The sequence below is a fragment of the Pseudarthrobacter sp. TE9888 genome (assembly GCF_056279345.1).
On the sequence record NZ_JBWBRD010000002.1, the window covers coordinates 144,026 to 155,919 of the forward strand.

13 protein-coding genes are annotated in these 11,894 nt (G+C 62.9%); 9 read left to right on the top strand and 4 right to left on the bottom strand.

What is annotated here, in order from left to right; genetic code table 11:
• Positions 1-97: 97 nt before the first annotated feature.
• A complete protein-coding gene (glmS, locus tag ACZ9J7_RS01135) occupies positions 98-1,990 on the bottom strand; it encodes a glutamine--fructose-6-phosphate transaminase (isomerizing) (RefSeq protein ID WP_476206342.1) in 1,893 nt (630 codons plus the stop codon).
• 134 nt (positions 1,991-2,124) lie between these two features.
• Between glmS and coaA the strand changes: the two genes are divergently transcribed.
• The 4 genes from coaA (at position 2,125) to ACZ9J7_RS01155 (ending at position 5,322) form a co-directional block, all read left to right on the top strand.
• Positions 2,125-3,090 (top strand): type I pantothenate kinase, encoded by a 966-nt coding sequence (gene coaA / locus ACZ9J7_RS01140; RefSeq protein ID WP_476206343.1) that lies wholly within the window; start codon positions 2,125-2,127, stop codon positions 3,088-3,090.
• Between the two features lie 5 nt (positions 3,091-3,095).
• Positions 3,096-3,953, top strand: coding sequence for a M15 family metallopeptidase (locus ACZ9J7_RS01145; protein WP_476206345.1), 858 nt, complete (start codon positions 3,096-3,098; stop codon positions 3,951-3,953).
• 92 nt (positions 3,954-4,045) lie between these two features.
• Positions 4,046-4,435, top strand: a complete 390-nt coding sequence (mscL, locus tag ACZ9J7_RS01150) for a large conductance mechanosensitive channel protein MscL (RefSeq protein WP_387557448.1) — start codon at positions 4,046-4,048, stop codon at positions 4,433-4,435.
• Between the two features lie 224 nt (positions 4,436-4,659).
• Positions 4,660-5,322, top strand: coding sequence for a methyltransferase family protein (locus tag ACZ9J7_RS01155; RefSeq protein ID WP_476206347.1), 663 nt, complete (start codon positions 4,660-4,662; stop codon positions 5,320-5,322).
• Positions 5,323-5,414: 92 nt separating this feature from the next.
• On the opposite strand, the gene glmM is transcribed toward ACZ9J7_RS01155, so the two are convergent.
• The 3 genes from glmM to rplM all read right to left on the bottom strand — a co-directional run bounded on the left by glmM (position 5,415) and on the right by rplM (position 8,014).
• Positions 5,415-6,776: a phosphoglucosamine mutase gene (glmM, locus tag ACZ9J7_RS01160; protein ID WP_476206349.1), complete on the bottom strand. Its 1,362-nt coding sequence runs from the start codon at positions 6,774-6,776 to the stop codon at positions 5,415-5,417.
• Positions 6,777-7,028: 252 nt separating this feature from the next.
• Positions 7,029-7,532, bottom strand: coding sequence for a 30S ribosomal protein S9 (rpsI, locus tag ACZ9J7_RS01165; RefSeq protein ID WP_159631395.1), 504 nt, complete (start codon positions 7,530-7,532; stop codon positions 7,029-7,031).
• 38 nt (positions 7,533-7,570) lie between these two features.
• Positions 7,571-8,014 carry a 50S ribosomal protein L13 gene (gene rplM / locus ACZ9J7_RS01170; RefSeq protein WP_015937805.1) on the bottom strand — a complete coding sequence of 148 codons (444 nt, stop codon included), beginning with the start codon at positions 8,012-8,014 and terminating at the stop codon, positions 7,571-7,573.
• Positions 8,015-8,309: 295 nt separating this feature from the next.
• Here rplM and ACZ9J7_RS01175 point away from each other — a divergent pair, with 295 nt between their 5' ends.
• From ACZ9J7_RS01175 to ACZ9J7_RS01195, 5 genes are all read left to right on the top strand, one after another.
• Positions 8,310-8,975, top strand: coding sequence for a prepilin peptidase (locus ACZ9J7_RS01175; RefSeq protein WP_476206353.1), 666 nt, complete (start codon positions 8,310-8,312; stop codon positions 8,973-8,975).
• Between the two features lie 279 nt (positions 8,976-9,254).
• A complete protein-coding gene (locus ACZ9J7_RS01180; RefSeq protein WP_441858672.1) occupies positions 9,255-9,449 on the top strand; it encodes a Flp family type IVb pilin in 195 nt (64 codons plus the stop codon).
• Between the two features lie 661 nt (positions 9,450-10,110).
• On the top strand, positions 10,111-10,305 hold the full coding sequence (locus tag ACZ9J7_RS01185; protein WP_441858674.1) for a Flp family type IVb pilin: 195 nt from the start codon (positions 10,111-10,113) through the stop codon (positions 10,303-10,305).
• A gap of 24 nt (positions 10,306-10,329) precedes the next feature.
• Positions 10,330-10,821, top strand: a complete 492-nt coding sequence (locus ACZ9J7_RS01190) for a TadE/TadG family type IV pilus assembly protein (protein WP_476206356.1) — start codon at positions 10,330-10,332, stop codon at positions 10,819-10,821.
• Positions 10,809-11,855: a Tad domain-containing protein gene (locus ACZ9J7_RS01195; protein ID WP_476206358.1), complete on the top strand. Its 1,047-nt coding sequence runs from the start codon at positions 10,809-10,811 to the stop codon at positions 11,853-11,855. The genes ACZ9J7_RS01190 and ACZ9J7_RS01195 overlap by 13 nt, the downstream gene beginning before the upstream one ends.
• Positions 11,856-11,894 lie beyond the last annotated feature (39 nt).

Sequence of the window (11,894 nt, forward strand, 5' to 3'; positions counted from 1 at the left end):
CAAAACTGCTCCCCGGAAGTCGAACTGAATTTTCAGTCCAACTTCCGGGGAGCAGTTCAGTACGGCCCGGGGCTTTAGCTGTCCTGCAGTGTGCCGGTTATTCGACGGTGACGCTCTTGGCGAGGTTGCGGGGCTGGTCTACGTCGTAGCCCTTGGCTGCTGCGAGTTCCGCGGCGAAGATCTGCAGCGGGACGGTGGTCAGCAGGGGCATCAGGAGGGTGGGGGTCTCCGGGACGTAGAAGACGTACTCGGCGTAGGCCTTCACGGCTTCGTCGCCTTCCTCGGCGATGACCAGGGTCCGGGCGCCGCGGGCGCGGACTTCCTGGATGTTGGAGACCACCTTGGCGTGCAGCGAGTCACGCCCGCGGGGGGACGGGACGACGACGAACACGGGCTGGCCTTCATCGATCAGGGCGATGGGGCCGTGCTTGAGTTCACCGGCGGCGAACCCTTCGGCGTGGATGTACGCGATTTCCTTGAGCTTCAGGGCGCCTTCGAGGGCCACGGGGTAGCCCACGTGCCGGCCCAGGAACAGCACGGACTTCTCGTCCGCCATGGACCGGGCCAGTTCACGCAGCGGGCCGGCGTTGTCCAGGATGGTCTGGATCTTGGCGGGGATCTTGTTCAGGTCCGCCAGGACGTCCTTGATCTGGCCCGAGAAGATGTTCCCGCGCAGCTGCGCCAGGTACAGGCCCAGCAGGTACGCGGCCGTGATCTGGGCCAGGAACGCCTTGGTGGAGGCCACGGCGATCTCCGGGCCGGCGTGCGTGTAGAGCACGGCGTCGGACTCACGCGGGATGGTGGAGCCGTTGGTGTTGCAGATCGAGATGGTCTTCGCGCCCTGTTCGCGGGCGTACCGGACGGCCATCAGGGTGTCCATGGTCTCCCCGGACTGGGAGATGGAGACCACCAGGGTTTTTTCGTCCAGGATTGGATCGCGGTAACGGAATTCGTGCGCGAGCTCCACCTCGGTAGGGATCCGGCACCAGTTCTCAATCGCGTACTTCGCCACCATGCCCGCATACGCGGCGGTACCGCAGGCCAGCACGATGATCTTGTTGACCTGCTTCAGCAGCTCCGGGTCGATCCGCAGCTCATCCAGGGTCAGCTTGCCCTTGATGTCCGAGCGGCCCAGCAGGGTCTGCGCCACGGCGTCGGGCTGGTCATGGATTTCCTTCTCCATGAACGAGGAGAACCCGCCCTTTTCCGCCGAGGCCGGATCCCAGTCCACGTGGTATTCCTTGCCGGAGGCCGGGTTGCCATAGAAATCAGTGATCTCCACGGAATCGGCAGTGATCGTGACGATCTGGTCCTGGCCCAGTTCCACCGCCCGGCGGGTGTAGTCGATGAACCCGGACACGTCCGAGCCCAGGAAGTTCTCCCCCTCGCCCAGGCCCACCACCAGCGGTGAGTTACGGCGGGCGGCCACGACGACGTCGGGCTGGTCAGCGTGCACAGCCAGCAGGGTGAAAGCGCCCTCAAGGCGCTGGCAGGCGAGCTCCATGGCCTTGGTCAGGCCACCATTGGCGGTGTCCCCGCCCAGCTGGTTCCGCAGGATGTCGGCCAGCAGCGCGGCAGCGACCTCGGTGTCCGTCTCGGACAGGAACGTCACACCCTTCTCCAGCAGCTCCAGCTTGAGCTCGGCGAAGTTTTCGATGATGCCGTTGTGGATCACGGCGAGCTTGCCGCCGTCAGCCAGGTGCGGGTGCGCGTTGCGGTCCGTCGGGCCGCCGTGCGTCGCCCACCGCGTGTGGCCGATACCGGTCACCGCCTCCGGCAACGGCCGGGCCTCCAGCTCACCAATCAGGTTGCTCAGCTTCCCGGACTTCTTCCGCGACTCGATGGCCCCCTGGGACACCACAGCCACACCGGCAGAGTCATAACCGCGGTACTCCAGGCGCCGCAGCCCCTCAAGGACAACATCCAAGGCACTGTGGCCATTAATTGCACCGTCAACCGAACGGCCTACGTAACCCACGATTCCACACATAGGCACAAGACTATCGGGCGCGTGGCACTTGCTCTAAACCGGAGGGCCGCGGTGAGGTGCCTCCGTGACAGGTGCCGCCGCGCTGAGCAGGGGCGTCATTTCGCGATGGGCCCGGCGCGGGGCAGAATCTTTAGGTGACTTCACAACGCAATGAAGCGAACGGGGAGGGTGCCTCGCCGTTCGTGGAGCTGGACCGGCATACCTGGTCCCGGCTCGCAGCCCAGATGGAACAGCCCCTCAATGAAGAGGACGTGCTGCGCCTCCGCGGGCTCGGCGACCCCTTGGACATCAAGGAGGTCAGTGACGTCTACCTGCCGCTGTCACGGCTCCTGCACCTGTACGTGGAAGCTGCCGGGCAACTCCACGCGGCCACCACCACTTTCCTGGGCGAGCAGACCCAGCGCACCCCCTTCGTGATCGGCGTGGCCGGCTCTGTTGCCGTGGGCAAGTCCACCATCGCCCGCGTGCTGCGGGAGATGCTTCGCCGCTGGCCGGGCACCCCCAACGTGGAGCTCATTACCACCGACGGGTTCCTCTACCCCCTGGCCGAGCTCAAGCGCAGGCAGCTGCTGGACCGGAAGGGTTTTCCCGAGTCCTACGACCGCCGGGCGCTCCTGCGCTTCGTGAGTGAGATCAAGGGCGGCGCTGAGGAAGTGCGGGCACCCTGGTATTCGCACGTCACGTACGACATAGTTCCCGGCAAGGAAGTGGTGGTCCGCCGCCCGGACGTGCTGATCGTGGAGGGCCTGAACGTGCTGGCCCCGGCCCGCCCCCGGCATGACGGCCGGCAGGGCCTGGCATTGAGTGACTTCTTTGACTTCTCCATCTACGTGGACGCCAAGACCTCCTACATCGAGGAGTGGTACGTGGACCGGTTCCGGAAGCTGCGGAGCACCGCGTTCGCGCAGCCGGAATCCTACTTCCACCGCTACGCCACGCTCTCCGACGACGAGGCGGAGGAGACCGCCCGGGACATCTGGAAGCGGATCAACGAGCCCAACCTGGAGGAGAACGTGCTGCCTACCCGCGGCCGGGCGCAGCTGGTGCTGACTAAAGAGGCGGACCATTCCATCCGCCGGATGCTGCTCCGGAAGGTTTAGCACAGGTGTGCTACGAATGCGGGTCATACAGCCGGCGCAGCTTCACGCGCTTCCTCGCTGCGGGGGCCGGGCTGACTGTCCTGTCCGCCTGCACGCCGGAGGCACCCAAGGCGGCGCCGTCGTCGTCCGCGGCTGCCTCACCGTTACCCTCCCCTGCCGCCGCCACCGCAACAGCGGGCACGACGGCGGACGCGGCCGCGGTGGGCCAGCCGTCCGGGACGCCGTCCCCCACACCGTCTCCCTCGGCAACGCTGGCACGGCAATTTTCGCTTGATGATCCGGCCAGCCCCTGGGTCATCGTGAACAAGCACCGGGCACTGAAGCCCGCCGACTATGTGCCGGCCGACCTGGTGCGTCCCGCCGTCGCCATCTCTGCCGCCGGTGAGGCTGCGCTGCTCAACAGCACGACCGCCGCAGCGGCGGAGGCGATGTTCGCTGCGGCCGCAAGGGACGGCGTGGCGATTGTCCTGGCCAGCGGCTACCGCTCGTACAGCACTCAGGTGACCACCTACAACGGGTACGTCGCGGCGCGGGGACAGGCCGACGCCGACACCGCCAGTGCGCGGCCCGGCCACTCGGAGCACCAGACGGGATGGGCGTTCGACATCGGGGACGGCGGGGGTGCGTGCAGCTTCCAGCCGTGCTTCGCGGAGCAGCCTGCCGCAACGTGGGCGAAAGCGAACGGGCACCGGTTCGGATTCGTGGTGCGCTACCCGTGGATGCTGCACCCCATCACGGGCTACTACTACGAGCCGTGGCACCTGCGGTACGTGGGCGTGGATGCGGCCTCGGACATGCTGAACCGCGGCATCGGAACGCTGGAGGAATACTTCGGGCTGGAAGCTGCACCGGGATACCTCTAGACGTCCAAGACGCCAGTCCAGTTCCCATGACGCGCCAAAAATTTACCGCCGCGTTATCTGAAGCACTCCCTCCGTGGGCTAGCGTGGGTCCCATGCTGACTGGATTCAAGAATTTCATTATGAAGGGCAACGTTGTTGACCTTGCCGTCGCCGTCGTGATGGGTGCCGCGTTCGGTGCTGTTGTCACATCAATCGTGGAGGGCCTGCTTACACCGCTGATCGGCCTGCTCTTCCAGGCCAAGGGCATCGAGGAAATGCAGTGGAACGGCTTCCTTTACGGCCGGGTCATCTCTTCCATCATTTCCTTCGTCCTGATCGCGGCCGCCATCTACTTCGTTGTGGTCCTTCCGATGAACCACATGATCGAGCGGCGCAACCGCCGGCTCGGGATCAACCCCGACGTGAAGGAAGAATCTGCCGAAGACCCGCAGATCGCCCTGCTGACCGAAATCCGCGATTCCCTGAGGGACCGCGCCGTCTAGGTCCACCCGTCCGAACGTGGCCCGCTTCCTTGTCAGGGAGCGGGCCACATTTCTTTAATGTTGTGACTACCTGCGGATCTTGCTCAGGATCGCGGCAATTTATGGCAAATTTCTGCGATTAGGGCCCCAAGTCCTATTAGGCTCAGTGCACCGCCGCCTCAATGGGGAGGCCGCGGAACCGTGGCTGCAGATGTTGGGTCTGCAACTCCCTGGAAGGCTTTTTGATGAAACTTCGCCAGCAGTCAACGTCAATTGACATTGAACGGGTAATCCTCGTCCCGATCATGGCGCTCTTGTTGCTGTGGGCGGTCTCCGCACTGTTTTCGGGCTCGAAGGTCGCTTCGGCTTCTGCCTTTGTCACCGGGCTGCACGTCTCCTACCAAGTACTGATGACCGTCTTCTATTTGATGGCGGTCTATTTCCTTTTGACCAGGAGTTCCGCAAGCGCCCGGAGCGGACGCATTGCTCCCACAGTCGCGGCATACGTTGGAACCTTCCTGCCCTTCCTGCTCGCATTTGCCGGCGGCTCGGAAGTGTCTGAAGGTCTTGCGTCGTTTGCGGTGGGACTGATGACCTTGGGAATGGTCTTCACTGTTTGGTCCCTGATGACGCTCGGTAAGAGTTTCGGCGTGGAACCGCAGGTAAGGACGCTGGTGCAGCACGGCCCCTATCGGCTGATCCGTAACCCGCTTTACGTCGGAGAGATGATCACCCTGGTTGGGGCGGTGTGCTTTAGCCCCGCTGTGCTGAAGGCGGCAATCCTCGTGGTGCTGGCAGCCGTCCAGGCGTACCGGGCCGTTCAGGAGGAGCAACTGCTGGCGGAAAACGTGCCCGAATATGCGGCATACAAGCTGCGGACTGCGCGGTTCGTGCCCGGCCTGTTCTGACGCCTGCTGCTGTTCCTACGCACTTGGGGTATTCACCCAACCGAATGTGGCCCGTCTCCTTATCAGGAGGCGGGCCACATTTCCTTTGACTTCTAGTTTGAGGCGAGCTCCAGGGCGAGCTCCGTCCGGACCACCCGGGCAAGGTGTTCAGCGATGGACTGGGCGGTTTCCTCGTCCGCCGCCTCCACCATCACACGGACCACGGGTTCGGTGCCGGAGGGACGGAGCAGGACCCGGCCGGTGTCACCCAGGGCGGCTTCCGCTGCCGCCACGGCCTGGGCCAGGACGCCGTTGCTGCTGACCCGGCTGCGGTCGACGCCCTTGACGTTGATGAGTACCTGCGGGAGCTTCGTCATGACCGTGGCGAGCTCCTTGAGCGGTTTCCCGGTCAGGGCCACCTGCGCGGCGAGCTGCAGGCCGGTAAGGAGGCCGTCACCGGTGGTCGCATGGTCGGAGAAAATGACGTGGCCGGACTGCTCGCCGCCGAGGTTGTAGCCGCCGTCGCGCATGCCCTCGAGGACGTAGCGGTCCCCCACTGCTGTTTCCAGAATGGTGATGCCGGCGTCGCGGAGGGCGATCTTGAGGCCCAGGTTGCTCATGACGGTGGCCACCAGGACATCGTCCTTGAGCTTGCCGGCCTTCTTGAGCGCGACGGCAAGGATGGCCATGATCTGGTCGCCGTCCACCTCGTTGCCTTCATGGTCCACGGCCAGGCAGCGGTCAGCGTCGCCGTCGTGGGCTATGCCGAGGTTAGCATCGTACTTGATCACGGCGTCCTTGAGCGGCCCCAAGTGGGTGGAACCCACACCGTCGTTGATGTTCAGTCCGTCCGGATCCGCGCCGATGACGATGACGTGGGCTCCGGCGTCCTTGAAAAGCTGGGGCGAGCAGCCGCTGGCGGCACCGTTGGCGCAGTCCAGTACAACGGTGAGGCCGTCCAGGCGATGCGGCAGGGTGCGGAGCAGGTGGACGATGTAGCGGTCTTCGGCATCGGAGAAGCGCTGGATGCGGCCGACGTCGGGGCCGGTGGGGCGGACGGCTTCCTTGCTCATCTGGGCCTCGATGGCGTCCTCCACCTCGTCGGGCAGCTTTTGGCCGCCGCGGGCGAAGAACTTGATGCCGTTGTCCGGCGCCGGGTTGTGGGAGGCGGAGATCATGACTCCGAAGTCGGCGTCCAGGTCCGCGACCAGGTAGGCGGCTGCGGGGGTGGGCAGGACGCCGGCGTCGTAGACGTCGATGCCCGAGCTGGAGAGGCCGGCTTCCACGGCGGCGGCGATGAATTCGCCGCTGGCTCGCGGGTCACGGGCCAGCACGGCGCGGGGCCGGGAGCCGTTGGAGTTGCGGTCGTGGCCGAGCACGACGGCGGCCGCCTGGGCCAGCTGCAGGGCAAGCTCTGCTGTCAGCAGGCCGTTGGCCAGCCCCCGGACGCCATCAGTTCCAAATAATCTAGACACCGGTCAAGTGTAGAGGATGGTGTTGCCGCGGCTTTAAACGGCTGGCCAGCGGCTTGTGTCGCGGCACAATTCGGGGTGTCCAACGCGGACAAGGGCAAGCAGGAGTCCACCAACGGCGGAAGCCCGCCCCACCAACCGGTGGGACGGGCTTCTGTGCAAGCGGATTTAGCGCTTGTGGAGCCGAGCGCTAAAAACCGCTGCGGGCCCCAGGATGAGGTCGCGCCAGCGGCCCCATCCTGGGAAGGCGCCTTGTTAGCGCTTGGAGTACTGCTGAGCCTTACGGGCCTTCTTGAGACCGGCCTTCTTACGCTCGATGACACGGGCGTCGCGGGACAGGTAACCGGCCTTCTTCAGCGTCGGGCGGTTGTTCTCGACGTCGATCTCGTTCAGCGAACGGGCGATGCCGAGGCGCAGGGCGCCGGCCTGGCCGGAGATGCCGCCGCCGTGAATGCGGGCGATAACGTCGTAGGCGCCTTCAAGATCAAGGATCTTGAAGGGCTCGTTGACGTCCTGCTGGTGCAGCTTGTTCGGGAAGTAGTTCGCCAGCTCGCGGCCGTTGATGGTCCACTTGCCGGAGCCGGGCACGACGCGAACGCGTGCAACAGCTTCCTTGCGGCGGCCAACAGCTGCGCCGGCAACGGTCAGGGCCGGACGCTCCTTCTTGGGAGCAGCTTCAGCAGCTGAGCTCTCAGAGGTGTAGCTGGTCAGGTTTTCCTCGGCCTCGACGACCTCGGTGGTCTCTTCGTTCTGAGCCACGATTCTCCTTGTATAGATAAGTTGTTTGGTGGCCAGGACTACTGGGCGACCTGGGTGATTTCGAAAGTCTTGGGCTGCTGGGCAGCGTGCGGGTGCTCAGCACCGCGGTACACCTTCAGCTTGCCCAGCTGCTGGGCAGCGAGGGAGTTCTTGGGGAGCATGCCCTTGATGGCCTTCTCAACGGCGCGGACCGGGTTTGATTCCAGCAGTTCCGCGTAGTTGACGGAGGTCAGGCCGCCCGGGTAGCCGGAGTGGCGGTATGCGCGCTTCTGCTCCAGCTTGGCGCCGGTCAGGGCTACCTTTTCGGCGTTGATGATGATGACAAAGTCGCCCATGTCCATGTGGGATGCGAAAGTGGCCTTGTGCTTGCCGCGCAGCAGGATTGCGGTCTGGCTTGCAAGACGACCAAGGACAACGTCGGTGGCGTCAATGACGTGCCACTGGCGGTTGATATCGCCGGGCTTCGGGGTGTACGTACGCACGGTGTTTGCCTCGTTCTTGTTCTGGCGTTCTTGTTTAGGTGTCGCTAGCTCGCGCACCTACTGTCTGCGCGCTACCGGAACAGAGGTGAGGGCTCCATGTAACCAGTCATCCTGAAGTTCCGAATGTGCACGTTGAGTAGTTATCCTGCAACCGGATCCTCAAGCGGGCACGCACCATCGGAATAGGACACGCACAACGACTACCAAGATTAGCGCGTCAGGTGGTTCGGGGTCAAAATGAGGTAGCCGGAGGCCGCTGGGGCCGTGTCGGCCCAATCCAAAGCAGGGGGATGCAGTGTTGTCAGCGGTGAACTGGGACCCTAACGCCGCGCTCCTGGTCGTTGGCGCCGCGCTCTTGGGAGCCGTCCTCTCCCCCATCGCCGAGCGACTCATCGCAAAGCTGCTTCCCAGGCTTGGCGAGGTGCCGCGCCTGCAGGCAAGAATTACGACGGCGGCAGTAACCGCCGTCGCGTGCGGGGCCTTCGCGGCACATTTCGGCAGCGCGCTGGGCCTCCCGGCGTTCCTCTTACTTGCTGTCCTGGGCGTCCAGCTGGCAAGGATCGACGTCGCACTCCATCTCCTGCCGAACCCCCTCGTGTTGATGCTGCTGTCCGGCGGTCTTTTGTTGCTTCTGCTGCCAGGAATATTTGGTAAGGAATCTGGTGATCTCCTCCGCTCAGTCCTGGGAGCTGTCATATTGTTTGCCGGCTACCTTATTTTGGGACTTATTTCTCCCGGCGGCATCGGAATGGGCGACGTGAAGCTCGCCGCTCCCGTTGGCCTTTACCTGGGGTACCTAGGTTGGAGCCACCTCCTCTACGGAGGGCTCATCGGGTTCATCCTGAACGGCCTCGTCACGGTGATTGTCCTAGGCAGGAAAGGCCGGACCAAGGCCACCGAAGTACCCCACGGGCCGTCCATGCTGGGTGCCCTCATGGCCGTGACTTTGTTCTTCGTTTAGACCCAGCCTGGCGCTCGTACCACATCGACAGCTTCGCCAAGGCAAAAGTCCAAGTAGTCGGCCGGGTACGGCCTGCGGCGCCTGAGTACTTGCTCCGCATATTCGAGTACCTCTTTTTAGCGTACCGCCAAAAAGACGAGTACCACTACGCATTGTTGCCCATGCCACCCAGTGACAATCTCTTCTTAGCGAAGCCCAGCCGCTAAATAGTTTATGGGGGCAGCTGGAAATTCGTTGAAATCAAAAGTAATCCAATTTCACCGAATTAAGGAAAATACAATGAATTCTCTCTTGGTCTCAATGACTGCTTTCATCGCCGGCGTCCAGGATCGCTTCAGCCGGGAAGAAAGGGGTGCAACGATGGTCGAGTACGGCATCATGGTCGCCCTGATCGCAGTGGTGGTCATCGTCGCTATCGGACCTCTCGGAATCGCAATCCGCGACATGTTCGCAGGGGTGACGGCCGGCATTTAGTGCATCCCTGATTGACGGCCGCGCCAGGTCCTGACTAACTTCAGGCCCTGAGGCTTGCGGCCCTGACGACATTATCTCCGCGGTTCTTCGGGGCCGCGCGCCCTATTCCCAGACGGACTCAGCGCCCAAGGCATGTTTGTTCTCGCTCTTGTTCCCGGTTCACTCTTCACCGGGAAGGCGAGGGCCACGCCTTGGGCGCTTTCGTCGTTGGGGAGCCTGCGCTGAATTCCGGGTTCGCCGTTGCCCTGCTCGCGCCGGTTGCTTTGTGAGAGGCAGCCGGCGAACAGCATCGACCTCCCGGATCGTTGCGCAAACCTGCGTCCCGGGCCTGCTGCTCCCGGCGGCGCCAAGCCACCCACCCTATCCACATCTCACCCACGCCCATGGCGGCGTGTCGCGTCACTGCCCATGCGCCCAGAGGTTCACTGCTGCAAGTAGTCGGGTAGCTGCCAGCACAAGATGCCTGAGTACTTGTCCACGTATTCGAGTACGTCTTTTTATCGCACGGCTAAAAAGACGAGTACCACTACGCATTGTTGCCCATGGCCCCCAGTGACAATCTCTTCTTAGCGAAGTCCAGCCGCTAAAACTTTTACGGGGGCAGCTGGAAATTCGTTGAAATCAGCATCAACTCCAATTTCACCGAATTAAGGAAAATACAATGACTTCTCTCATGGTCTCAATGACTGCTTTCATCGCCGGCGTCAAGGATCGGTTCACCCGGGAAGAAAAGGGAGCAACGATGGTCGAGTACGGCATCATGGTCGCCCTCATCGCAGTGGTGGTCATCGTCGCTATCGGACCTCTCGGCATCGCCATCCGGAACATGTTCCAGGGCGTCACGGCAGGCCTCTAGCCCAAGCCGCGTTGGCCGGCTCTCATGGTGGAAAACCGGGAGCCGGCCGACTCCATTAAACGAACCTACACACACGGTAATCCTCGCAAATCGGCCTGGGAGACGGTTTTGAAAGCGAAACGAAAAGAGCGCGGCGCAGTGGCCGTCGAGATGGCAATGCTACTGCCACTACTGCTTCTCGTAGTGATGGGAACAATCGAATTTGGCCGGGTGCTGAACGTGCAGGTTTCTCTGACCCAGGCCGCGAGGGAGGGCGCACGTTACGCAGCCATCCACTATAAAGATCCCGGTCTGAACGTCACATCAGCTACCCTCGCCGCCGCACCCTCGCTTTCCGGGCTCCCCGTTGGCGTAACGAACAATGCGGGCAGCTGCGCGGCCGACGCGAACGTGACAGTGACCACCAGGGTCACTTTGCCTTCACTCTCCGGATTTTTGGATGCCGGATTCTTCGGCGCCCCGGGCATCTTTCCGATGACCCTCACAGGAGTAGGAGTTATGAGATGCGGCGGATAGATCGCACGCGAGCGCAGAGTGAGCAGCGGACCACCCCAGGGGAAGGGGATGAGCGAGGCGCGGCAACAGTTGTTGTGGCACTTGTTTTGGTCGTCCTCCTCGGCTTTGCGGCCCTGGCTGTCGATGTCGGAGCAATGTACGCCGAAAAGGCCCAGTTGCAGAACGGAGCGGACTCGGCGGCCTTGGCCGTTGCGAATCAGTGCGCCAAAGGCTCCTGCGGGGATTCGTCCGGAACCGGGAACCTCTTCGCCAACAGCAACGCCAATGACGGCACGAGCGGATCCACAGTCACATTTCCCAACGCCACAACCGTGCACGTAGAAACCAAAGCCCGGGCAGCGGGATCGTCGACTGACGGATTTGGGCTGTTCTTTGCACGCGTCATGGGATTCAACACCACTCAAATCCAAGCGACAGCAGAAGCCTCGTGGGGCGCCGTTTCCGAAGCAACGAGCTTTCCCTGGACCATCAGTGACTGCGTCTTCAAGAAGAACCTCTCCGCTTCACAACTGGCGGACTTCAATTCCACAGGCACTTTCACCGGGGATCCGATCCCCAACCACCTCACCCTTCGCTACGACGAGAACACACCCGCGTACCCAGGCTGCGCAGCCCAAAACGGCTATGCTCCGGGCGGCTTCGGCTGGCTGGACGCCGGCAGTGACTGCTCCGCCACAATCGATGCGGGTACTGCCATCGTTGGCAGCAAGCCTGGGATTTCCTTGCCACACGTTTGCGACACCATGCCATCGACCATCAAGGGCACCACAGTCCTGGTTCCCGTCTTTTCATCAGCTGTTTCGCTCAACAACGGCAACAACACCAAATACACGATCGTGGGGTTCCTGGCCTTCAAGGTCACTGGCTACAAGTTCAGTGGCAGCGTCCAGGACCTCGACCCGCTAGCGCCGTCCTGCAGTGGAAACTGCCGTGCCGTCCAGGGGTACTTCACTCGCTTTGTGTCCCTTGCCGAGGGGTTGTCTTCGAGCACCATTCCTAACTACGGCGGCTCCCAGGTGTACCTCAAGAACTAACCGCGCGGGACTTTCCCGCTAATCAACAAACCCACATTG